This window comes from Pseudophaeobacter sp. EL27, from assembly GCF_900313025.1.
Taxonomy (GTDB): domain Bacteria; phylum Pseudomonadota; class Alphaproteobacteria; order Rhodobacterales; family Rhodobacteraceae; genus Pseudophaeobacter.
Genome location: NZ_OMPQ01000011.1, coordinates 389,370 through 411,428, shown reverse-complemented (window position 1 = coordinate 411,428; position 22,059 = coordinate 389,370). Strand labels below are relative to the sequence as shown.

General features: G+C 59.9%; 20 protein-coding genes. 12 read left to right on the top strand and 8 right to left on the bottom strand.

Features of this window, described 5'->3' with window-relative positions; genetic code table 11:
* Window positions 1–379: 379 nt before the first annotated feature.
* The 5 genes from ED661_RS14375 (at window position 380) to ED661_RS14355 (ending at window position 5,755) form a co-directional block, all read left to right on the top strand.
* Entirely contained in the window at window positions 380–868 is a 489-nt protein-coding gene (locus ED661_RS14375) for a DUF3576 domain-containing protein (RefSeq protein ID WP_122074593.1), read from the top strand.
* Window positions 869–964: 96 nt separating this feature from the next.
* Complete coding sequence (gene leuS, locus ED661_RS14370) at window positions 965–3,532, top strand: leucine--tRNA ligase (protein ID WP_122074592.1); 2,568 nt, start codon at window positions 965–967, stop codon at window positions 3,530–3,532.
* Complete coding sequence (gene lptE, locus ED661_RS14365; protein WP_122074591.1) at window positions 3,519–4,046, top strand: LPS assembly lipoprotein LptE; 528 nt, start codon at window positions 3,519–3,521, stop codon at window positions 4,044–4,046. Before leuS ends, lptE begins: the two co-directional genes overlap by 14 nt.
* Window positions 4,043–5,071, top strand: coding sequence for a DNA polymerase III subunit delta (gene holA / locus ED661_RS14360; protein WP_122074590.1), 1,029 nt, complete (start codon window positions 4,043–4,045; stop codon window positions 5,069–5,071). Before lptE ends, holA begins: the two co-directional genes overlap by 4 nt.
* 90 nt (window positions 5,072–5,161) lie before the next feature.
* A complete protein-coding gene (locus ED661_RS14355) occupies window positions 5,162–5,755 on the top strand; it encodes a glutathione S-transferase family protein (RefSeq protein ID WP_122074589.1) in 594 nt (197 codons plus the stop codon).
* Between the two features lie 19 nt (window positions 5,756–5,774).
* Here ED661_RS14355 and ED661_RS14350 read toward each other — a convergent pair whose 3' ends face one another.
* The 3 genes from ED661_RS14350 to ED661_RS14340 form a co-directional block, all read right to left on the bottom strand.
* A complete protein-coding gene (locus tag ED661_RS14350) occupies window positions 5,775–6,971 on the bottom strand; it encodes a TIGR03862 family flavoprotein (protein ID WP_122074588.1) in 1,197 nt (398 codons plus the stop codon).
* Between the two features lie 91 nt (window positions 6,972–7,062).
* Window positions 7,063–7,677 (bottom strand): enoyl-CoA hydratase/isomerase family protein, encoded by a 615-nt coding sequence (locus ED661_RS14345; RefSeq protein ID WP_122074587.1) that lies wholly within the window; start codon window positions 7,675–7,677, stop codon window positions 7,063–7,065.
* The gene (locus ED661_RS14340; RefSeq protein WP_122074586.1) at window positions 7,674–8,423 is read right to left on the bottom strand and encodes an SDR family oxidoreductase; all 750 of its coding nucleotides are present in this window, start codon (window positions 8,421–8,423) and stop codon (window positions 7,674–7,676) included. Before ED661_RS14340 ends, ED661_RS14345 begins: the two co-directional genes overlap by 4 nt.
* 142 nt (window positions 8,424–8,565) lie before the next feature.
* On the opposite strand from ED661_RS14340, the gene ED661_RS14335 reads away from it, so the two are divergent.
* The 5 genes from ED661_RS14335 to lpxK all read left to right on the top strand — a co-directional run bounded on the left by ED661_RS14335 (window position 8,566) and on the right by lpxK (window position 14,524).
* Window positions 8,566–10,086 (top strand): DUF2125 domain-containing protein, encoded by a 1,521-nt coding sequence (locus ED661_RS14335; protein ID WP_122074585.1) that lies wholly within the window; start codon window positions 8,566–8,568, stop codon window positions 10,084–10,086.
* Between the two features lie 121 nt (window positions 10,087–10,207).
* Window positions 10,208–11,554 (top strand): TldD/PmbA family protein, encoded by a 1,347-nt coding sequence (locus ED661_RS14330; RefSeq protein ID WP_122074584.1) that lies wholly within the window; start codon window positions 10,208–10,210, stop codon window positions 11,552–11,554.
* Window positions 11,541–12,344, top strand: coding sequence for a 3'(2'),5'-bisphosphate nucleotidase CysQ (locus ED661_RS14325; protein WP_122074583.1), 804 nt, complete (start codon window positions 11,541–11,543; stop codon window positions 12,342–12,344). The genes ED661_RS14330 and ED661_RS14325 overlap by 14 nt, the downstream gene beginning before the upstream one ends.
* A 13-nt stretch (window positions 12,345–12,357) precedes the next feature.
* Window positions 12,358–13,539, top strand: a complete 1,182-nt coding sequence (locus tag ED661_RS14320) for a 3-deoxy-D-manno-octulosonic acid transferase (protein WP_122074582.1) — start codon at window positions 12,358–12,360, stop codon at window positions 13,537–13,539.
* Window positions 13,526–14,524, top strand: a complete 999-nt coding sequence (gene lpxK / locus ED661_RS14315) for a tetraacyldisaccharide 4'-kinase (protein ID WP_122074581.1) — start codon at window positions 13,526–13,528, stop codon at window positions 14,522–14,524. Before ED661_RS14320 ends, lpxK begins: the two co-directional genes overlap by 14 nt.
* A 90-nt stretch (window positions 14,525–14,614) precedes the next feature.
* On the opposite strand, the gene ED661_RS14310 is transcribed toward lpxK, so the two are convergent.
* Together ED661_RS14310 and ED661_RS14305 are read right to left on the bottom strand one after the other, a co-directional pair.
* Entirely contained in the window at window positions 14,615–15,286 is a 672-nt protein-coding gene (locus ED661_RS14310) for a DsbA family protein (RefSeq protein WP_122074580.1), read from the bottom strand.
* A complete protein-coding gene (locus tag ED661_RS14305; protein WP_122074579.1) occupies window positions 15,283–15,810 on the bottom strand; it encodes a DUF721 domain-containing protein in 528 nt (175 codons plus the stop codon). The genes ED661_RS14310 and ED661_RS14305 overlap by 4 nt, the downstream gene beginning before the upstream one ends.
* 84 nt (window positions 15,811–15,894) lie before the next feature.
* Here ED661_RS14305 and mutY point away from each other — a divergent pair, with 84 nt between their 5' ends.
* Together mutY and ED661_RS14295 are read left to right on the top strand one after the other, a co-directional pair.
* The gene (gene mutY / locus ED661_RS14300) at window positions 15,895–17,010 is read left to right on the top strand and encodes an A/G-specific adenine glycosylase (protein ID WP_122074578.1); all 1,116 of its coding nucleotides are present in this window, start codon (window positions 15,895–15,897) and stop codon (window positions 17,008–17,010) included.
* Between the two features lie 133 nt (window positions 17,011–17,143).
* Window positions 17,144–18,280: an alkane 1-monooxygenase gene (locus ED661_RS14295; protein WP_122074675.1), complete on the top strand. Its 1,137-nt coding sequence runs from the start codon at window positions 17,144–17,146 to the stop codon at window positions 18,278–18,280.
* A gap of 300 nt (window positions 18,281–18,580) precedes the next feature.
* Here the strand turns inward: ED661_RS14295 and ED661_RS14290 are convergent, their stop codons facing one another.
* From ED661_RS14290 to ED661_RS14280, 3 genes are all read right to left on the bottom strand, one after another.
* Entirely contained in the window at window positions 18,581–19,969 is a 1,389-nt protein-coding gene (locus ED661_RS14290; protein WP_122074577.1) for an adenylate/guanylate cyclase domain-containing protein, read from the bottom strand.
* A gap of 194 nt (window positions 19,970–20,163) precedes the next feature.
* Window positions 20,164–21,267, bottom strand: coding sequence for a site-specific DNA-methyltransferase (locus ED661_RS14285; protein WP_122074674.1), 1,104 nt, complete (start codon window positions 21,265–21,267; stop codon window positions 20,164–20,166).
* A gap of 111 nt (window positions 21,268–21,378) precedes the next feature.
* Entirely contained in the window at window positions 21,379–21,996 is a 618-nt protein-coding gene (locus ED661_RS14280; RefSeq protein ID WP_122074576.1) for a ribonuclease HII, read from the bottom strand.
* Window positions 21,997–22,059 lie beyond the last annotated feature (63 nt).

Here is a 22,059-nt window from a genome sequence, read left to right as displayed (position 1 = left end):
CGGTTTTCAATTCTGATGCCCAAACCGGGGAATCCGGTGTGGGTATGACAAGGGGTTTCGCTTTTTCACCCCCGTTTTGGCAAGAGCGCCCCATCCGTCAGCCAGCATTGCACTCGGGGATGGTGCAGCTTTGCCACAGTCTTTAGTCCCGCCCGGTGCTTCACGGTCTGAATCACGCCATTTCATTAACAGGCGCGCTTCTTTGCAGCCAAAGTCCAAGCAGAACTGCCACCCCCGTTTTTCCCGCAATTGGTTGTGGCCCATATATAACTGTCCAACCACACGATTCGCAGGAAGCTGCCAGCGAGAGCTAAAGCCCTTGCTCCGCAACCCACCGATACGATAGGAGTTCCGCAAGATACTGGCGCCAGGAGCGACGATGACACAGCATAAGATAATTAGAACGACCCTTGTTGGGGTTTTGTGCTTTGGTTTAGCGGCCTGTGGCGGGCGCTCTGACAATGGGGCCCCTCGCGGGACAGCGCCCCAGGAGTTCAACAATGACGTCGACAGCGCAAGCAGCAACCGCTCTTCCATCTGGGATCTGTTTGGCGGCACCCCTGACCAGAAAGTACAGGTGAACCGTTACCTGTGGAATGCGTCCTTGGATGTTCTGGAGTTCCTGCCGGTGCAGTCTGTTGATCCTTTTACCGGCGTCATCGTCACTGGCTACGGCAACCCACCCGGAAGTGGCCGTTCCTATCGCGCTACGGTCCATATCAAGGATCCGGCATTGGATGCGCGTTCGTTGAATGTCTCGCTGCAGACAAAGGGCGGACGCCCCGTCAGCGCCTCAACCACCCGCGCCGTTGAGGATGCCATCCTATCGCGTGCCCGCCAGTTGCGCATCGCTGACAAGAACCTCTGACGCCCAGCCACGAAGCTCTGGAACAGAGAACAAAACATCAGTATTACATGCGCCGGGTCACCACCCGGCGTTTTCATTCTTAAAGGACCAGTCGTGATGTCGCGCTACGCTGCCACCAAAATCGAAGAAAAATGGCAAAAGGCCTGGGATGAGGCCGGCATTTTTGAAGCCAAGCGCACGCCTGGCAAAGAGAAGTACTACGTGCTGGAGATGTTCCCCTACCCATCGGGCAAGCTGCACATGGGCCATGTGCGCAACTACACCATGGGCGACGTGGTAGCACGCTACAAGATGTCCACCGGCCATAACGTGCTGCACCCCATGGGCTGGGATGCCTTTGGCATGCCTGCGGAGAACGCCGCCATGGCCAGCGGTGGTCACCCCAAGGACTGGACCTACGCCAATATCGACGCAATGAAAGAGCAGATGAAGCCGCTTGGCCTCTCGCTCGACTGGTCGCGTGAATTTGCCACCTGCGATGAAGACTACTACGGCCAGCAGCAGGCGCTGTTCCTGGACTTCCTCGACAAGGGGCTGGTCTATCGCAAAAACGCCGTGGTGAACTGGGATCCGGTTGACATGACCGTTCTGGCCAACGAACAGGTCGAAGGCGGCCGCGGCTGGCGTTCTGGCGCGCTGGTGGAACGGCGTGAGCTGACGCAGTGGTTCTTCAAGATCTCCGACTATTCCGAAGAGCTGCTGTCGGCGCTGGACGGGCTGCACGACTGGCCCGCCAAGGTGCGCTTGATGCAGGAAAACTGGATCGGCAAATCCCGCGGGCTTCAGTTTGGCTTTGAACGCACCGATGGCGGCGCGGCGATTGAGGTCTATACCACCCGCCCCGACACGCTGAATGGCGCCTCTTTTGTGGGCATCTCGCCCGACCACCCCATTGCCAAAGAACTCGAAGCCCACTCTCCTGAAGTGGCTGAATTTGTTGCGGAATGCCGCAAAGGTGGCACCACCGAAGAGGCCATCGAGACGGCTGAAAAGCTGGGCTATGACACTGGCATTCGGGTGAAACACCCGCTGAACCCGGACTGGGAGCTGCCCGTCTGGATCGCCAACTTTATCCTGATGGATTACGGCACTGGCGCCATTTTTGCCTGCCCGGCGCATGACCAGCGTGACCTGGATTTCTGCCGCAAGTATGACCTGCCGGTACTGAACGCCTTTTATGCGCTGGATGACGCGGCTCCTGTGGCGAATGAGGCCCTGGTTCCTGCCAAATCGGAAAAGGTCCGCTGGGTCGACCATTTTGCCGGTCTTACCGAGGCCACAGGCGAAGAAGCGATCAACACCACCGTCGATTTTGCGGAAAAGGCAGGTTGGGGCGAGGGCGTCACCAAGTTCCGTCTGCGCGACTGGGGCCTGTCCCGCCAGCGGTATTGGGGTTGTCCGATTCCGGTTGTGCACTGCGAAGACTGCGGCGTGGTGCCGGAAAAGAAAGAGAACCTGCCCATCGCCCTGCCCTATGATGAAGACGGCAAGGCGATTGATTTCTCGGTGCCGGGTAATCCGCTGGACCGCCATCCCAGCTGGCGCAACTGCGCCTGCCCGAGCTGTGGCAAACCTGCCCTGCGCGAAACCGACACCATGGATACCTTTGTGGATTCGTCGTGGTATTTCAGCCGCTTTACCGCGCCACAGGCCAAAACACCGACGATTCTGCCCGAGGCCGAATACTGGATGAATGTGGACCAGTATATTGGCGGCGTGGAACATGCGATTCTGCACCTGCTCTATGCCCGCTTCTTTTCACGGGCGATGAAGATCTGCGGCCATCTGCCGGATGGCTGCGAAGAACCCTTTGACGCGCTGTTCACCCAGGGCATGGTGACCCATGCGATCTACAAAAGCGAAGATGACAACGGTCGTCCGGTCTATCACTACCCAGAAGAGATCGAGCTGCGCGACGGTAAGGCCTTCCTCAAGGAAGGTGGTGCCGAGGTCGCGGTGATTCCTTCGGCCAAGATGTCGAAGTCCAAAAACAATGTGGTCAACCCGCTCTCGATCATCTCCTCCTATGGCGCGGATACGGCGCGCTGGTTTGTGCTGTCTGATTCGCCCCCCGAACGGGACGTGGAATGGACCGCCTCCGGGGCTGAGGCCGCCTATAAGCACCTCAACCGGGTCTGGAACTTGTGTGACAAGATCGGTGAGATGGAGCCCGGCGCCACCGGTCAGGGCGACGAGGATCTGCTGCGCGAGATGCATAAATGTATCCGCGATGTGACCCTCGGCGTTGAAAGCTTTGGCTTTAACGCCTCCATCGCGCGGCTTTATGGCTTCACCAACACCCTGGCGAAATCCAAGGCCGGACAGGCAGCGCAAAAGCAGGCGATCATGACCCTGGCACAGCTGATGTCGCCGATGGTGCCGCATCTTGCCGAAGACATCTGGGCCCATCAGGGCGGCACCGGCCTGATCACCACCGCGCCCTGGCCCGTGGCCGATGAAGCGATGCTGGTCGAGGACAGCGTCACCCTGCCGATTCAGATCAATGGCAAACGTCGCGGCGAAATCACCGTGGCTGCCGATCTCGACAAAGCAGAGGTTGAAAAAATCGCGCTGAGCCACGAAGCTGTGCAAAAGGCGCTGAATGGCAGCGCCCCGAAAAAGGTCATCGTGGTGCCGGGTCGTATCGTCAATGTCGTTGCTTAAACAGCCTTTGCTGATCCTTATGCTGGCCACCTCTATGGTGGTCAGCGCCTGCGGCTTTACGCCAGTGAACGCGCCAGGCGGCACTGGCGATGCACTTTATGGCGAGGTGGTCATCGCCTTCCCGGATCTGCCCAATTCGACCGGCGACAGAAATGCCTATTTCCTCGTGCGGGATCTGGAACAGCGTCTGGGACGCAGTAGCGATGGCCCCTACAAGTTGAATTTGACCCTGTCGACCCGCCAAGAGGGTCAGGCCATCACTGCGGATAACTCGATCACCCGTTATTCGATCATTGGCGCTGCGGGCTATAGCCTGGTCCGACAATCGGATGGTGTGGTGCTGGCCAGTGGCAGCGAGACCAATTTCACCGGTTATTCCGCCACCGGATCCACTGTTGAAACCCTGGCAGGCGAACGCGATGCCTATGAACGCTTGATGCGCATCCTGGCGGATCAGATCTCTGCCCGCCTGCTGAGCACAGCGGATCTAACTGTGACAACAGCTGCCGAATGAAGCTTTCGCCACGCGATACTGATGCCTATTGCCAGCGCCCGGATGCCTCTAAGACCGGGCTGTTGATCTATGGCGCCGATGCCATGCGGGTGGCGCTGAAGCGGCAGCAGATGCTGGCAGCCCTGCTGGGGCCCGGCGCGGATGAAGAAATGCGCCTCACGCGGATGCCCGGCTCTGATCTGCGCAAGGATCCGGCCCAGTTGTTGGACGCGGTCAAGGCGGTGGGGTTTTTCCCCGGTGCCCGTGCTGTCTTTGTGGAAGAGGCAAATGACACCGCCGCCCCGGCAATTCTTGCCGCCCTTGAGGAATGGCAGCCGGGCGATGCGCAGATCATTGTCACCGCCGGGCAGCTCAAGGCCACATCAAAACTGCGCAAAGGCTTTGAGGGGCATTCCAACGCCTATGCCACCGGCATCTATGACGACCCGCCTTCGCGGTCTGAGATCGAACGCATTCTGGGCGCCGCGCAGATCCGCGATGTACCAAGTGACAGCATGTCGGCGCTGACGGATATTGCCAATGACATCGGCCCCGGGGACTTTTCCCGGATGATCGAAAAGCTGTCGATCTATAAACATGCCGACAGTGCTGCCCTCTCGCTTGAGGATATTCAGGCAGTGGCACCGCAATCCACCGAGGCGGCTCTGGATGATGTGCTCAACGTGGTGGCCGAGGGGCGCACGCCCGAAATTGGTCCCTTGATCAGCAGGTTACAGTCGCAGGGCACCAATGCGGTGACGCTCTGTATTGGTGCCACCCGGCATTTTCGCACACTGTACAATGTTGCCGCCGATCCAGGTGGTCCGGCACAGGGCATTGGTAGATTGCGTCCGCCACTTTATGGCAAGCGCCGCGACAGGGTGCTGCGTCAGGCGCAGAGCTGGGGGGCGGATCGTTTGCAACGGGCGCTGACACTTCTAACAGATACCGATCTGCAGCTGCGCTCGGCCGGGCAAACCGCCCCTGCCCTGGCGCTGATGGAGCGCGCTTTGATCCGACTGTCGATGCTGGGCCGTGCCCGCTAAGATCTACGCTGCGGTTCTATCTCTCTTCCGGTCTTGACCTATGGCGCCCAGGCTTCATCTTGGCGACAAGGAAAAACGGGAGTGATCATCATGTATAAAGTCATCGGCACACCTCTGTCGCGCAGTTTCCGGGTGCTTTGGGCTCTGGAAGAACTGGGCCAGCCCTATGAGCTGAATCCGGCGCCACCACAAAGCCCGGATATCCTGGCGGTGAATGCCTCGGGCAAGGTGCCGGCCTTGATGGAAGGCGAGGCGGTGCTTACTGATTCGACTGCCATCATCACCTATCTTGCGGATAAACACGGCGGCCTCACAGCGCCGGCCGGCACGCTGGCGCGGGCACAGCAAGACGCCATGACCCAGCGCTTTCTGGATGAGCTGGATGCCATCTTGTGGACGGCGGCGCGACACAGCTTTGCCCTGCCAAAGGACCAGCGGGTTCCCGAAGTGAAGCCCAGCCTGAAATGGGAATTCAACCGCAACCTCGACAGAATCGAGACCCAGATCAAAGGCCCCTTTGTCATGGGAGAGGAATTCACCCTCGCAGATATCGTGCTGACCCATTGCCTGAACTGGGCTTACGGCGCCAAATTCCCAGTCGAAAATCAGGCCATGCTGGACTACGGCAAGGCAATGCGCTCCCGTCCGGCGCATCAGCGCGTGGCCGCGCTCATGAAGAAATAGACCTGTCGGTCAGGGCCAATCACTGGGTCGCGAGGTAGCGCGCGGCCCCTTGTCCGGCCCATCGCCCAGTGGCGAAACACCCCGTCAGGAGATAGCCGCCAGTGGGGGCTTCCCAATCCAGCATTTCCCCGGCGCAGAAGGTGCCGGGGCGTTTTGCCAACATCAGATCCGCGTTCAGTTCTGCCCAGCTGATGCCGCCAGCGGTTGAGATCGCCTCATCCATGGGGCGCAGGCCCGCATGTGTCACCGGCAGCGCCTTGATCAGTGCCGCCAAAGCGGGTGGGTCCTGCGGCAGCGGACGGCCAAACTCCTGCAACAGGGCGGTCCGCCCCGCCCCCAGCTTCAAAGCACGGCGCAGGTGATTGGCCAGGCTGGCCTTGCCACGAGGGCGCGCCAGACGGTGTGTGACCTCCGCCTCGGTAAGGTCCGGCAACAGATCGACATGCAGTTCCGCCCCATCGCGGACAGCCGCACTGATGGTGTAAATGCCACCACCTTCCAGACCTCGCGCCGAAATCACCGCTTCCCCACGGGAAGAAACCTCCCCCGCCTGCCATTGCACGCCCTTCACCGGCTGGCCGAACTGCACCTGCATATGGGAGGACCATGCAACCATCAGACCCGCATTTGCAGGTTTGAAGGGCGCCAGCGAGACACCCGGCGCCCCTAGAATATCGCTCCAGGCCCCATCCGAGCCGAGCCGGGACCAGCTTGCGCCGCCCAGCGCCAACACGGTGCTGCGGGTCTTGATCTGCTGCGCCCCTTCGGGGGTGTCAAAACGCAGATCTTCCCCCTGCCAGCCCGTCCAGCGCCAGCGGGTCCGCTGGGTCACACCCAGGGTTTGTAGCTGGGCCAGCCAGGCGCGCAACAGCGGCGAGGCCTTCATCTTCTCCGGAAAGACCCGCCCGGTAGAGCCGGTGAACAGCGCCTGTCCCAGGCCCTGCGCCCAGTTCTGAATGGCAGGGGCATCAAAGGCAGAGATCATTGGCGTCAGGGTGTCTGACGCATCACCATAATGCGTGAGCAACTGCGCCAGAGGCTCATCCTTGGTCAGGTTCAGGCCGGATTTCCCCGCCATCAGGAACTTGCGCCCCAATGAGGGCTTGGCCTCAACCAGCAACACGCTATGGCCTGCAGCGGCCAGCTCACCAGCGGCCATCAGCCCCGCAGGCCCGCCACCAATCACCACCGCGTCCCATACCTTTTGCTGATCCATCCGTCTCTCTTTCCTGACTGCTGTCTGGTTCGCCTTTACCGGCGCATCTATGACAGATGAAGACGAAAGACGAGGCTTCAATCTCTGAGCCTCAGCCTTGGCACATCTCCAGGATGCCCTTGGCGATCTCAGGCTTGGCTGCCAGGGAATCTGCCAGCAGTCCCTGCGCCTGTGGCAGCAACTCTTCCGGTTCAACCAATCGGTCCACCAATCCCCAGGCACAGGCCTCTGCGGCTTCAATCTTTTGGCCGCCCGCCAGGATCATTTTGGTGCGCGCAGGGCCGATCAGCGCCCGCATCCGCCCCGCATCCGAGGGCTGCGGCAGATAGCCGAGCTTCATCACCGGGTAAAAGAACTTGGCCCCCGGCACCGCCAGGCGGATATCGCAGGCCAGTGCCATACCATTTGCGCCCCCCGCCAATGTGCCGTTCAGTGCCGCAATCTTGAGACAGGGTACCGCTGCCAGGGCTGTCGACAACCGCTCCCAAACGGTGGAGGTCGCCAGACCCGCGCGGGCTTCATCCAGATCAGCACCGGCACTAAACACCTTGCCTGTACCCGTGAGGATCAGCCCCCGCGCCTCTTGCGCACGGGTTGCGATCTCGACCAGCTCTTCCAGCATATCCGCAGTGAGCGAGTTCGCCTTTTCGGGCCGATTGATGGTGACGGTCCAAAGGCCTGTGTCAGCAATATCGAGCGTGATCATACCAGGCCCACCCGGCGGCGGATCAGGTCAAGACGCAGAGAGACCTCGTCGCCCAGGAATTCATCGGCATCCGGGCTGCACATCCACAACAGGGTTTTGGCTGGCCATTCTGCGGGCACATGGTCCTTCCAATCAATCTGACTGACCGGATTGATGCCGCTGGACTTGATCTTGCGTTGCATTTCGGTGGCCACGGTGCCCGGCGACAGGCTGAGAACACGAATGCCATTGTCCGCCTCTTCCAGATGCAGCGCCTTGGTCAGCATCAAGACAGCCGCCTTTGACGTGCAATAGGCGCTCCAGCCTTCGAGCGCATTATAGGCCGCGCCGGATCCGATATTGATGATCGTGCCGCCTGCGCCAGATTTCATCAGAGGCAGGGCCGCGTGGATGCCGTTGAACACCCCCTTGATGTTGATATCCATCAGCTGACCCCAGGAGGCCGCATCGGCGTCTTCGATCCGGGCAATCGGGTCAATGACCCCGGCATTGTTGATCAGAACATCCAGACTGCCAAAAGCCAGCTGCGTTTGTTGCAGGGCAGCGGCCACCGCTGCGGGTTCCGAGACATCACAGGCAAAGGCCAGCGTGTTTCCGCCGAGCTCTTCGCAGAGGGCCGCCAGACTGTCAGAGCTCCTTGCCAGCAAGGCCAGATTGGCACCTGCGGCGGCAAAAACCCGTGCCGCATCCGCGCCGATGCCACGGCTGGCACCGGTAATGACAACTGTTTTGCCCTTGATATCCATCAGCTAAATCTCCAAATCCTCTAATTCCAAATGTGTTAAACTGCTTAGGGGGAACGGTCCAGTGCTTGGCCCCTTGACGCTACACCCTTTGCGGTTGACCATATAAGCCATTGTATTTGACCATATGCAGAAAGGTTATCCTATGACAGTTTCCCTCGCGCGCGGCACGGGCGCTGCTGCGGTACTTATTATCTCCGCCCAAGGCGCATTTGCTGACGTCAGCGCTCAGGATGTCTGGTCGGACTGGAAAGCCTATATGACCGGCACTGGTTACACCGTGACCGGCACCGAAAGCCAATCCGGCAATGTGCTCACCGTCAGCGATATTTCGATGACAATGCCCCTGCCAGATCAGGATGGCACCGGCGGGCTGACCATGCCCGAAATCCAGTTCATCGAGAATGGCGATGGTACCGTCAACGTGATGCTGCCCAAGGATTTCCCGATGACCTTTGCCGGCGAAGGCGACGGTGAGAAGTTCTCGGCAGAGATCCTCTATTCCCATGATGGCAGCCCAATGGTTGTCTCTGGTGATACCTCTGCCATGACCTATGACTACGCCACTGGCCAGGCCAGCCTGACACTGGGCAAGGTCATGGGCGACGGTGAGGAAATGCCGGAGGGGGCACTGAAGGCTTCGGTGATGATCAGCGATTTCACCGCCAATACGGTCATGCAGATTGCCGATCAGCGCAACTACACGCAGAAGTCCTCGATGGCAGAAGTCAGCTATGACATCGCCTTTCAGGACCCTGATTCGTCGGATGCCGGCACCATCAAAGGCAGCATTCAGAACATCACTGCCACCGGTGTGAGCAGCATTCCGGCCGGTCTGGATGCCCCGCAGATTTCGGATTTGATCAAAGCCGGCATGAGCGTGGATGCCATGGTCAACTACACCGCTGGCAACAGCGCCATCTCTGTGACTGGCTCTGACAGTTTTGACATGCAAAGCTCCTCCGCTGGTGGCAACTTTGGCGTCACCATGAGCAAGGACGGGTTGTCCTATGATGTCGGCCAACAGGATATCTCGGTCAATGTGTCCGGGTCGGAAATTCCTTTCCCACTGGCACTCTCGATGGCGGAAACCGGCTTTAAGCTGATGATGCCTGTCAGCCAGTCCGACGAAGAGCAGGACTTTGGTCTTGGCATCACCCTGCGTGATTTTGCCGTTCCTGAGATGCTCTGGGGGATGGTGGATCCCACCGGTGCCCTGCCACATGACCCAGCAACGATCGTTCTGGACCTCGCCGGCAAGGGCAAACTGCTGTTTGATATGTTTGACCCGGAAGCCATGAAAGCCATGGAACGCGGCACGCAGAAACCTGGTGAGTTCAATGCTCTCAGCATCAAGCAACTGCTGGTCACCGCCGCAGGGGCCAAGCTGACCGGAACCGGCGATTTCACCTTCAACAACGAAGACCTGGTGACCTTTGACGGCATGCCCGCCCCCGATGGCACCGCCAATATCGAACTGGTTGGCGCCAATGGTCTGATCGACAATCTGATCAAGATGGGCCTGGTCAGCGACAGCGACGCCATGGGCGCGCGGATGATGATGGGCATGTTTGGTGTCCCCGGTGAGGGCGAGGACACCCTGACCTCGGAAATCAAGGTCACCGAAGATGGCCAGATCCACGCCAATGGCCAGCGCATCAAATAGGCGCTGCCTCTCAAAAATACGCAATCAGGGCCGCCATGCGCGGCCCTTTTTTGTGCCACACCCTTGCGGCAGCGCGCGGGTCTGGCTAGCTCTTGTTGCAATCCAAATTCAGTAGGTGCCCATGACCCAGTCCCCGCAAGCGCTTTGCCACGCCCTGATTGACGCCGCCAAATCCGCCGGTGCCGATGCCGTAGATGCCATGGCCACCGAAGGCAGCTCTCTCAGCATCGAGGTGCGCGAAGGCAAACTGGAACATGCCGAACGTTCCGAAGGCACCGATCTGGGGCTGCGGGTCTTTATTGGCCAGCGTCAGGCGCAGGTCTCTTCTTCGGACAGTCGCCCCGAAACCCTGTTGGCCATGGCGGAGCGCGCTGTGGCCATGGCCCGCGAGGCCCCCGAAGATCCCTATGCTGGCCTGGCCAGCGCCGATCAGCTGGCGCAGAACTGGGAAATCGAGGCGCTGCAGCTGTGTGACCCAAGTGCCGAACCCGCACCAGAGGCCCTGCAACAAGACGCGCTTGCCGCCGAGGCCGCCTGTGCCGCCATTGATGGGATCAGCCAGGTGCAGGCTGCCGGGGCCAGCTATGGTCATCATTCGGTCTATCTGGCCACCTCCAACGGTTTTGCCGGTGGCTACCAGCGCACCGGCCGTTCGCTGTCTTGTACCGGCATTGCCGGAACCGGCGCCGGGATGGAACGCGACTATGATGGCGATTCCCGCACCTTTCAAAGCGATCTGCGCAGCGCCGCGGAAATTGGCCGCATCGCAGGCGAACGCGCCGTGGCGCGGCTCAATGCCCGCCGCCCACAAACCGGCAGCTACCCGGTCTTGTTTGACGAGCGGATCTCTTCTTCGCTGATCGGTCACCTGTTGTCGGCTTCCAATGGCGCAGCCATCGCCCGTGGGTCGTCCTGGTTGCAGGGCATGGTGGGGGAGCAGATCCTGCCCGAGGCCCTGTCGGTCATCGAAGACCCGCACCGCGCCCGCATATCCGGCTCCCGCCCTTTTGACGGGGAAGGCCTGCCCACCCAGCGGCGCGCCATTATTGAAAACGGCACCCTCACAGGTTGGACCCTGGATCTGGCCTCGGCCCGCAAACTGGGACTGCAAAGCACCGGTAATGCAGTACGTGGCGTGGGATCGGTCCCCATGCCCTCGAACTGGAACATTGCCCTGACCCCTGGCAGCCATAGCCGCGAAGAGCTGATCGCAAATATGGGCACCGGCCTGTTGGTCACCTCCCTTATCGGCTCGACCATCAACCCCAATACCGGGGATTATTCCCGCGGGGCCTCGGGCTATTGGGTGGAAAACGGTGAGATCGCCTATCCGGTGAATGAATGCACCATTGCGGGCAATCTGCGCGACATGTTGAAAAACCTGGTCCCGGCCAATGACGCCCGCAGCTACCTGTCACGAGTTGTACCCTCGCTTCTGGTCGAAGGAATGACCCTTGCCGGCAGCTGAAGACCTCACTCTCCTGATCCAGGCGGCCAAGGCGGCAGGCGATATCGCACTTAAATACTCTGGCCCCACCGCGCAGCGCTGGGACAAGCCCGATGGCCAGGGCCCGGTGACCGAGGCCGATCTGGCGGTCAATGCCATGCTGGAGGCCATGCTGCCAAGGGCGCGGCCAGATTATGGCTGGCTGTCGGAAGAAAGCGAAGACAATGAGGCCCGGCTCGGCAAAGACCGGGTGTTTATCATTGACCCTATTGATGGCACCCGCAGCTTTGCCGAAGGGTCAGCCACCTGGGCGCATTCGCTGGCCGTGGCGGAACGAGGCGTGGTCACCGCTGCAGTGATCTACCTGCCACAACGCGACTTGCTCTATTCGGCCTCCAAAGGAGGCGGCGCCTTTTGTAACGGGACCCCGATTTCGGTGACATCCCCCGGGGCACTGAGCGCCGCAAAGATACTGACGGCCAAGCCCAACCTGGATACACAGCACTGGCTGGGTGGCACGCCACCTGTCTTTCACCGCAGTTATCGCCCCTCGCTGGCCTATCGGCTGGCCCGTGTCGCGGATGGCGGATATAGCGCCATGCTGACGCTGCGGCGCAGCTGGGAATGGGATATTGCCGCTGGTGATCTGCTGCTGCGCGAGGCCGGCGGGCTGATCAGTGATCGGCTCAACAAACCCTTGCTGTTCAACAACCGGGTGCCGCTGTTGGATGGGGTTGTGGCGGCAACGCCCCAAACCCACCTGGAGCTGTTTCAGGCCCTGGACCCAATAGGTCCGGGCATTGCAGGGTAGTGGACCGGCAACTATGGCTGAGCCACATACACTCTCTTCCCCGGCCCGTCCTGCGGGCGAAGTGCTCTGGGTGCATGCCACCAGTATCGAGCGCTTCATGGCGCTTTGTGACATTGGTCATCGGCTCAAGGCGATGCGGCCAGATCTGGTGGTGCTGGCCACCTGGGAGACCGACATGGGCGAGGTTCCTGAGGTCGATGGCTGCGATTACATTCTGGGCCCCCTGCCCGGCGATCAAACCAGCGAGTCCAGGGCCTTTCTCAACCAGTGGCGGCCGGATCTGTGCCTCTGGGCCGGCGGGCAGCTGCGCCGGGGGATGTTGCGCCAGATGCGGGAACAGGGGGTCTCTGCTTTGCTGGTGGATATCCTGGACAGCGAAATGCCAACCCGCAAACTGCGCTGGCTGCCGGACCAACGCCATCGGATCTTTAGTGGCTTTGATGCAATTTACACCCCGTCAAAACTCGTCCGCAGCCAGCTCCTGCGCGGACCGTTCTCTGCTGAACATGTGCTGCTAACCAGCCGCCTGCGGCTTTCCACTGTGCCCCCCGGCTGCAATCACGATGATCTTGCCGACCTGCAGCAAAGCCTCGGCAGTCGCCCCGCCTGGCTGGCGGCTCGGGCTCAGCTGGAAGAACTGCCCACCCTGCTGGAGGCCCATCGCACCGCGCTCAGACTATTGCACCGGATGCTCCTGGTTATCGCGCTGGACAATCCCGAATGCCGTGCCCGCGCCCGTAATCTGGTGCAGGCCAGCGGCTTGCAATGCGCCGATTGGGACGCCGGGGACGAGCTGAGTGACTACACCCAGATTCTGATCACCGACAGCGCCAACCTTGGGCTGTGGTACCGGTTGGCCCCCATTACCCTGCTGGCCTCGAGCCTGATGCAGGATATGCCGGGACAAAACCCGCTGGACGCGCTGGCGCTGGGATCTGTTGTGCTGCACGGACCGGGTAGTGGCCATCACCGGGCAATCTATAGTCAACTCGCCGCGCTCAAGGCAACAAAACAGGTGAATTCCGCGCAGGAGCTGGCCGAGATGGTGATCCATCTGTCGGCGCCGGACATGGCGGCAAAGCGGGCATTGGCCGGCTGGACAGCTGTCACCGAAGGCGCGGAAATGACCGATCAACTGATAGACAGAGTTCAGGACATTCTGGACCTGCGCGAGGACCAAGATGCGACCTCCTGAGTTTTGGAACAAACCGCCGCAGCGCTTTGATCTGCGCCGCCTGGTGCTTGCACCTTTGGGCTGGATCTATGCCGCTGCCACCGCCAGACGGCTGCGCGCCGCCGGGTATCAGGCCAAGGTGCCGGTGATTTGTGTTGGCAACCTCAATGCCGGGGGCACCGGCAAAACCCCAACCGTGATCTGGTTGCTCGAAACACTACGCGCCATGGGCCATGACCCCCATGTTGTCACGCGCGGTTATGGTGGCACATTGCAGGGACCAGTGGCCGTGAACCCCGGCAAACACCGCGCTCAGGATTGTGGTGACGAGCCGCTGTTGCTGGCCGCCTTTGGCGGGGTCTGGGTCTCCCGTGACCGCGCCGCTGGCACCAAGGCCGCCGAAGCGGCAGGCGCCACCGTCATTGTGCTGGATGACGGGTTTCAAAACCCCAGCGTGACCAAGGATCTGTCGCTTGTGGTGGTGGATGCCGCCCGTGGGTTTGGCAATGGCAGCTGCCTGCCGGCCGGCCCCCTGCGTGAACCCGTGGCGCCAGGTCTGCGCCGTGCGGATCTGGTGCTGTCCATTGGGGGTAAGGCGGCACAGGACGGCTTTGCCAAACAATGGGGCCGCGACCTGCAGGGCCTGCCGCATGTTCAGGCCGCGCTGGAACCGCTGCAAACGGGAATGCCCTGGAAAGACACGCCAGTGCTGGCCTTTGCCGGCATAGGCCATCCGCAAAAATTCTTTGATACCCTGCGCGGCCTGGGGGCCAGGATCCTGCACGCCGAGGCTCTGGACGATCACCAGCCGCTCTCCACCGCGCTAATGACCCGGCTGGAGGCGGATTCCAAGATGCGGGGCGCGCAGCTGGTCACCACCGAAAAGGACGCCGTGCGCCTGCCTGCGAGTTTCCGTCACAAGGTGATCACCCTGCCCGTGCGTTTGCAGATCCCCGAAGATCAGGCGCTAACCGACCTGCTCAAGGCACGTGCCCCGGCGCCCTAACCAACTGCCCAGCGCGGTTGCATGGATCGCCAAAAAACAAAGCCCGAGGTTTCCCCCGGGCTTTGGCATAGTCACTCTGGCTGGGGCGATTTAGCCGTCCAGCTCAGCGTCGATCAGGGCCTTGAATTGCTCATAGGACTGATTGGCGACCTTGGTTCCATTCAGGACAAAGGAGGGGGTTGATTCAACGCCATCCGCTGTCGCGTTTTCCTGATACCAGGAGACCAGGGTCTGCGCCTTGGTGCCATCCTGCAGGCAGGCCTCAACCGTGTCTTTATCCAAACCGGCAATACCGCCAATTTTGCGCAGCGCGTCAATGACCTCGGATGCGCCACCAGCACGGGTCCAGTCAGACTGGCCTTTGTAGATCAGATCGCTGATGCCAAAGAACTTCTCGGACCCGCCGCAGCGCGCAATCATCGAGGCCCAGAGACCGTAGCGATCAAAATAGACCTCGCGGTAGATCAGTTTGACCTTGCCAGTGTCGATGTAGTTTTCCTTGAGCTGCGGATAGACGCCTTTGTGGAAATTGGCGCAGTGCACACAGGTATAGGAGGCGTATTCGATCAGGGTGACAGGCGCGTCTTCGGCTCCGATCACCATCTCCGCGATGGTCGAGGTGTCCACCTCGGCCTCCTGCGCAGAGGCGGCCCCAACCAGGGACAGATCGGGCAGGCGGGTTTGGCTGTTGTAGCCACTGACCGCATAGGCCCCGGCAGCAAGCGCCACCGCAGCAAAAACACCAGACATAAGACGGGTCATTTATACCTCTTTCTTTGCGTTTTCTTCTTTGTCAGCACATTGCGCCCCAGCCGTTCAAGCGCGGCGCGCAGATCTTCGTTTTCGACCCCTTCGGCAGCCTGAGCCGCCTCTGCCTGATCCTGCGGATCAACCGGGGCGAGCTTTTGCACCTTGGGGGCGTGTTTGAATTCTACCTGGCCATCGGAAAACCCGGTGGGAGCAGTCTGGGTGATCCAAACCTTGGAAATGGCATTGTAGCCGTAGACGGCGTTCACCTTTTCCCGCAGCCGTTCCTTTTGCATCTCCAGCATTGGCGCATTGGCGCCATTGGTCAGCACCGTCAGCGTGGCACCAAAGGAACTGCGGCCATAGCCAACCTTGACCGGACGTGCGATCGCCGCAATGTCAGAGCCGGCGATCTCTTCCCAATGGGTGAGCAGCCGCGACACCGCAAAGCCACGGCTTTCGCCCGCCTTGCGGATCTGATCCGACAGGAGCCGGGAAGTGCGGGAGAACCCGCGTGTGGTGCTGCGCCTGAATGCCATAATCTGGTTTTGCTTGACTGCTCCCCCTATTGTAAAGGGGGCACGTAGCGTGGTCATCAAAACAACGACACCAAGGGGTAAAGAATGCGTGATTTGGACAGATCCTCGAACCCCGGTTCAAAAACCGCAGCGGATGAGACGGCACTGAACCAGCAGCTGCTCAGCTGGTACGACCGCAATGCCCGCACCATGCCCTGGCGAGTCTCTCCGGCGGATCGCGCCCGCGGACAGCGCCCCGACCCCTATCGGGTCTGGCTCAGCGAGGTCATGCTGCAACAGACCACGGTTGCCGCCGTGACGGACTATTTCCAACGCTTCACCCAGCGCTGGCCAAGCGTGTTGGATCTGGCCGCTGCCGAGGATGCCCAGGTGATGGCCGAATGGGCCGGGTTGGGCTATTACGCCCGCGCCCGCAATCTGCTGAAATGCGCCCGTGTAGTCGCACAGGATCTGGAGGGTGACTTTCCCGACAGTTACGACGCCCTGCTGAAGCTGCCCGGCATTGGCCCCTATACGGCGGCCGCTGTGGCTTCCATCGCCTTTGACCGGCGCGAGACGGTGCTCGACGGCAATGTGGAGCGGGTCATGTCGCGGCTGCATGACATCCATGATCCGCTGCCGGCGGTGAAACCCCTGCTGAAAGATCACGCCGGGCTCCTGACACCAGAACTGCGCCCCGGGGATTATGCCCAGGCGGTGATGGATCTGGGCGCAACCATCTGCACCCCCAAGAACCCCGCCTGCGGCATCTGCCCCTGGCGCGCCCCCTGTCTGGCCCGCGTCGCGGGAACCGCACCAGAGCTGCCAAAGAAGACCCCAAAACAGCCCAAACCCACCCGGCTTGGTCTGACCTATCTGGCCCGCAGTGCTGACGGCGCCTGGCTGCTGGAGCGCCGCCCCGATAAAGGCCTGTTGGGCGGCATGCTGGGCTGGCCCGGATCGGAGTGGAACGAGGCCCCAGTGCCGCGCGCGCCCTTTGAGGCCGACTGGCAAGACCTAGGTGGGGAGGTCCGTCATACCTTCACCCATTTTCACCTGATCTTGCAGGTAAAACTGGCAGAGCTACCCGCCGGATATAACCTCACCCCGGGACAGGAACTGCTGTCACGGCATGCGTTTCGACCACAGGATCTGCCAACCGTGATGCGCAAGGCATTTGATCTCTGGGCGGGCTCAGATTTCAACCCGGGCCAAGACTGAAACCCTAGGGGCTGAGCGCTGAGAGCAGCCACCTTTGATCGCCACGCAGCCCCTTGGGTTTCAGGAAGAACAGGCCTAGTCTCCCCCTATCCCATTGGCCCTGATGCGGGCCACTGATTTTGGAGACCGACCGATGATCGCCGCTGATATTCTGCCGCGTTGGCAATCTGCCCTGCCCTTCTGGCTCTCCTTTCTGTTGCTGCCACTGATCTGGAGCGCCGCCATATTCGGCGGTTGGACCATCCTGCTGCCGCCGCTGGTGACCTGGTATCTGTTTGCGGTGCTGGATGGCCTTCTCGGCCTCAACCTCAAAAACGCCGACCCGGCAACTCCTGAAGAAGATCTCGACTGGTATCGCTGGTTGACAACAGCCTGGGTGCCACTCCAGTTTCTCAGCCTGTTTGGCCTGATCTGGTATGTCAGCGATGCCAGCCACCTTTCGGGGCTGGAAAAATTCGGGGTGTTTTTTGGCACCGGTGTGGTCACCGGCACCATCGGTATCAACTACAGTCACGAGCTGATGCACCAGCGCAACCGACTAGAGCGCAATCTGGCTGACATCTTGCTGGCCATGGTGCTCTATTCGCATTTCCGCTCAGAACACCTGCTGGTGCATCATCGCTACGTTGGCACCCCGCGCGATCCAGTTACCGCCCGCTACAACGAGGGATTTCACCGCTTTTATCCCCGTGTATTGCGGCAATGCTGGCTGTCTGCTTTCCGCGCCGAACGAGAGAGGCTCGCGAAGAAAAACCTACCCTGGACCCATGCGAAGAATCCCTTCTTTCGCTACTGGGGGTTGCAGGGCGGTATGATTCTGCTGGCTATTTTACTGGGGGGCTTCACCGGATTTGTGCTGTTCCTGGTGCAGGCGGGCGTTGCCATCTGGCAGCTGGAACTGGTCAACTATGTGGAACACTACGGGTTGACCCGTAAGCACCTGGGGGAGGGCAAATACGAGCATGTGCGCCCGCATCACTCCTGGAATGCCGCCCATAAGGCCTCAAACTGGTTGCTGATCAATCTGCAGCGGCATTCGGACCATCACTACCGCCCGGATAGGCGATTTCCATTGCTGCAGAACTATACCACCTCGGATGCGCCACAGCTGCCCTATGGCTATCCGGTGATGACGGTGGCGGCAATGTTCCCACCGCTGTGGCGCCGGGTGATGAACCCAAAGGTGCGCCGCTGGCGGCAGATGTATTACCCGGAGATCACCGACTGGAGCAGCTACAACAAGGTCAAGACCCCGATGCCCCGCTCCTAGAGCTTAATGTCGGTTGCCCTGAAGTGAAAAAGAACACTGACCGGCCCAAGGGTCAGTGTTCTTTAGAAGACCCTTGGCGAGGGCCTCAAGGAGGCGCAGTTCAGGAGTACACTGAGGCGGAAAACTCCTTTGCTGCACGGCAACAGGGGCATCCTGTCAGTACAGACTTTCCAAAATTCTAACGTAAAATTCGCAACCCAGAGATGTGCTTTTAAGAAGCTGAAATCAAACAGTAAAAATCTGTCCAACACCGCTTCAGGAACACCATCATATAAAACAACCGCTAAAGCTGTAAGCGAATCACCGCTTTGCCCAGACCGCCATCGGGTCATCCAACCCGCGCACTTCTTGCTCCGGGTGGCTCTCAAACCCTTTGCCCAAATCAGAGCCGGGTTGCTCCAGCTCAGCTTGCAGGCGCAGATCATCGCTCATCACAATGGGTGTCTTGAGCCGCCGGGTCATCTCTTCCAACCGCGCGGCTACATTCACCGCTGTGCCAATCACCGCGTATTCCAAGCGGTTGGCACCGATGTCTCCCAACAGGGTCTCACCGTAATGAATGCCGATCCCGGCCAGGATTTCCGGCTCTCCCAAGCGACGGCGCTCCCGATTCCAGATCGCCAGGGAGTCCTGCATCGCCAGGGCACATTCCAGCGCATTGCTGGCGTCACGCTCTCCGGCCGAAGGGGTGCCAAAAGTCGCCATCAGCCCGTCGCCAAGATATTTGTCGAGCGTGCCGTTATGACGAAAGACCTCGCGCTCCATCCGGCCATGAAAACCGCGCAGCAGGGTAATGACATGGTGCGGGTCATGACCCGCCGCGAGTCGGGTAAAGCCGATGATATCGATAAACAGAACCGCAACATTCTGGATCTTCACCTGTTTCAGCGGTTCATCGTTCTGCGATAGCTGGTCAACAACATTGGGCGAGAAATACCGAGACAGGTTGGCGCGTTCCCGCTCCAGCCCGGCATTGTTCAGCAGCAGTGTATTGGTCCGGCGCACCGAGACCCCCAGGGTGATCGCCACGATCAAGAAGACGATGACCTCCTGCACCCTGAGCGACAGCATGAAGTCATTGGGATCCAGGAACTTGAATAGATCGGAATCAGCTCCAAAAGCAGCCGCTGCAGCCTCGGAGACCCCCACCATCGGGGTTGAGAACCACATGGAGAGCCCAAGCCCCACCATCCACATCCCCAGCGTCCAGACACCGATAGCAATCACTGTGCGCCAGGAATAGGCCATGGTGCCGGCCGCCAGAATCACAAAGAAGTAAATGAAGTTGTCGAACCGATACTGCATCGCCATTGGCATGGCATCGAGGCTCAAGGGATTGGGGCCAACCATGCCCAGCGTCATCAAAAACAAATCGATGAATATCAGCAGTAGCTCCATGCGGGACCGGCCAACCCGCCCAACGCGCTGAATGAACCAGCCATTCAGGCAGATGAGGGCCATGATGCCGATGTAATATGCGACCTCAAACTGAGGGTGCACGATCAACAAAAAGACCGCAAAGATTGACATGGCAATCCAGCGCGCCTTGACTGCCAATTCCAGCCCCTGACGTTTGTGAATTTCCAGCGCATCCAGAACATATTGCGATTCAGCAGCCTGAGCCTCTGCCGGGTCCGGGAAATATCTGTCGAGTTTGGGCTTGGACGAAATCAAAGCGGTGTCAGTCATCAAGCAGTCCCTATTGCTGCGCCCTAGATAGGCAGTCTCTCTGCAGCATACATCCCCCAAGCCTGCCAAAATACGAAAAAACCCCGCCATATTGGCGGGGCAAGGTGCGGTCTCCGTGTTTCGAGCTGCGTCACGTCAGTGACACAGGCACGGGGACCGTCAGTTAACTTTGGTGGTTTTGAGAACAGCAGCGCCTAGTTCTGCATTTCAGCCCGGATTTGCTGGCGCAGCACGTCGATGGGCACAGTTTGACCATCACGTTTGAAACACCAGTAGGTCCAGCCATTGCAGGAAGGGGCGTTTTCCAGATGGGCGCCAACCTGATGAATGGAGCCTTTGACATTGTCGCCAATCAGCGTGCCATCGGCGCGCACTTTGGCTTTGTGCCTCTGGTTCATCGAGTAAAGCTCATCACCGGGGCGCAGCATGCCGCGCTCCACCAGCTGGCCAAACGGCACTCGGGGCTCGGCCCGTTTGCTGGTCGACACCTGAAGGGCTTCGCGGTCGAACTTGCGCACAGATTTGATCCGCGCAGTTGCCACCTTGCGATAGCTTTCCTCCTGTTCGATGCCGATGAATTCACGACCCAGCATCTTGGCTACTGCGCCGGTGGTGCCGGTACCAAAGAAGGGGTCGAGAACCACATCACCGGGGTTGGTCGAACCAACCAAGATACGATGCAGCAGCGATTCAGGTTTCTGGGTCGGATGGGCTTTTTCGCCATCCTCGTTCTTCAGCCGCTCATGGCCGGTACAGATCGGTAGCACCCAGTCCGAGCGCATCTGAATGCCCTCGTTCAGCGCCTTCAGCGCCTCGTAGTTGAAGGTGTATTTGCCACCCTCAGATTTTGACGCCCAGATCATTGTCTCATGGGCGTTGGTATAGCGTTTACCGCGGAAGTTCGGCATCGGGTTCGACTTGCGCCAGACCACATCGTTGAGGATCCAGAAGCCCTCATCCTGCATCGCGGTGCCGACGCGGAAGATGTTGTGGTAGGAGCCGATCACCCAGATTGAGCCGTTTGGCTTTAGAATCCGGCGGGCCTGATGCAGCCATCGGCTGGTAAAATCATCATAAGCCGCAAAGCTGGAGAACTGATCCCAATGATCATCCACCGCATCGACCTTACTGTTGTCGGGGCGGTGAAGCTGGTTCTTCAACTGCAGGTTATAGGGGGGATCCGCAAAGATCAGATCGACCGAGTTGTCCGGTAACCCGGCCATCACGTCGATACAATCGCCGTCAAGAATCGTGTTTAGAGGGAGCGCCTCGGCGCCCTTCGTCATTGTTTTAGTCATTTGCTCTGCCTCAAAACCATTCGGCGCATTTTTGCGCTCATTTTGGTTATCCACAGGATGAGTCATCCGGGATTCGAGGTCAATTTGTTTTTTAGATCAGAGCCCTGCGGTTCACTCTTGATACAATATCTTGTGTACCGGCTTAAATGAGCGCCGATGATGTGGTGTCACCCCCAATTCGACAAGCGCCTCACGGTGTTGCTTTGAGGGATATCCGGCGTTCTTCTCCCATCCATATCCTGGAAACTGTTGCGCCAAATCCACCATGAGATTATCGCGCGCCTCTTTTGCCACGATCGAGGCCGCTGCAATCGAGACTGATTTGCCGTCTCCTTTGACCACCGCTTCGGCTTTGATCGTGAGGTCCCGGGGGATCAGGTTGCCGTCGATCAGCAGGTAGTCCGGGGGTGGGTTCAGCGCCGCCACCGCGCGCTCCATCGCCAGATGTGAGGCACGGAGTATATTAATGGAATCAATCTCTTCGACGCTTGCCTCTGCCAAGGAAACCTCGGCCCGATCCCAAATCTCTGTGGCCAGGGCAGCGCGTTTCTTGGGGCTCAGCTTTTTGGAGTCATTCAGCCCCTCAGGCAGGTCTGCCATGTCCAGTACAACGGCTGCCGCCGTCACTGGTCCGGCCAGGGGGCCGCGCCCCACCTCATCGACTCCGGCAATCCTCAAATAGCCCTTGGCATGGGCGGCGATCTCTAGGCTGTTATCTGGCTGTTCCATGGCTCTGTCAGACCCAAATCCTGCCGAACTTGCAAGCGCCCAGATACAATTCGACCTGTGTCA

What these genes read in the sequence shown, in the direction of transcription:
- ED661_RS14375 (WP_122074593.1), top strand. Translation starts at nt 380, where the DNA reads ATGACACAGCATAAGATAATTAGAACGACCCTTGTTGGGGTTTTGTGC.
- leuS (WP_122074592.1), top strand. Translation starts at nt 965, where the DNA reads ATGTCGCGCTACGCTGCCACCAAAATCGAAGAAAAATGGCAAAAGGCC.
- lptE (WP_122074591.1), top strand. Translation starts at nt 3,519, where the DNA reads ATGTCGTTGCTTAAACAGCCTTTGCTGATCCTTATGCTGGCCACCTCT.
- holA (WP_122074590.1), top strand. Translation starts at nt 4,043, where the DNA reads ATGAAGCTTTCGCCACGCGATACTGATGCCTATTGCCAGCGCCCGGAT.
- ED661_RS14355 (WP_122074589.1), top strand. Translation starts at nt 5,162, where the DNA reads ATGTATAAAGTCATCGGCACACCTCTGTCGCGCAGTTTCCGGGTGCTT.
- ED661_RS14350 (WP_122074588.1), bottom strand. Translation starts at nt 6,971, where the DNA reads ATGGATCAGCAAAAGGTATGGGACGCGGTGGTGATTGGTGGCGGGCCT.
- ED661_RS14345 (WP_122074587.1), bottom strand. Translation starts at nt 7,677, where the DNA reads ATGATCACGCTCGATATTGCTGACACAGGCCTTTGGACCGTCACCATC.
- ED661_RS14340 (WP_122074586.1), bottom strand. Translation starts at nt 8,423, where the DNA reads ATGGATATCAAGGGCAAAACAGTTGTCATTACCGGTGCCAGCCGTGGC.
- ED661_RS14335 (WP_122074585.1), top strand. Translation starts at nt 8,566, where the DNA reads ATGACAGTTTCCCTCGCGCGCGGCACGGGCGCTGCTGCGGTACTTATT.
- ED661_RS14330 (WP_122074584.1), top strand. Translation starts at nt 10,208, where the DNA reads ATGACCCAGTCCCCGCAAGCGCTTTGCCACGCCCTGATTGACGCCGCC.
- ED661_RS14320 (WP_122074582.1), top strand. Translation starts at nt 12,358, where the DNA reads ATGGCTGAGCCACATACACTCTCTTCCCCGGCCCGTCCTGCGGGCGAA.
- lpxK (WP_122074581.1), top strand. Translation starts at nt 13,526, where the DNA reads ATGCGACCTCCTGAGTTTTGGAACAAACCGCCGCAGCGCTTTGATCTG.
- ED661_RS14310 (WP_122074580.1), bottom strand. Translation starts at nt 15,286, where the DNA reads ATGACCCGTCTTATGTCTGGTGTTTTTGCTGCGGTGGCGCTTGCTGCC.
- ED661_RS14305 (WP_122074579.1), bottom strand. Translation starts at nt 15,810, where the DNA reads ATGGCATTCAGGCGCAGCACCACACGCGGGTTCTCCCGCACTTCCCGG.
- mutY (WP_122074578.1), top strand. Translation starts at nt 15,895, where the DNA reads ATGCGTGATTTGGACAGATCCTCGAACCCCGGTTCAAAAACCGCAGCG.
- ED661_RS14295 (WP_122074675.1), top strand. Translation starts at nt 17,144, where the DNA reads ATGATCGCCGCTGATATTCTGCCGCGTTGGCAATCTGCCCTGCCCTTC.
- ED661_RS14290 (WP_122074577.1), bottom strand. Translation starts at nt 19,969, where the DNA reads ATGACTGACACCGCTTTGATTTCGTCCAAGCCCAAACTCGACAGATAT.
- ED661_RS14285 (WP_122074674.1), bottom strand. Translation starts at nt 21,267, where the DNA reads ATGACTAAAACAATGACGAAGGGCGCCGAGGCGCTCCCTCTAAACACG.
- ED661_RS14280 (WP_122074576.1), bottom strand. Translation starts at nt 21,996, where the DNA reads ATGGAACAGCCAGATAACAGCCTAGAGATCGCCGCCCATGCCAAGGGC.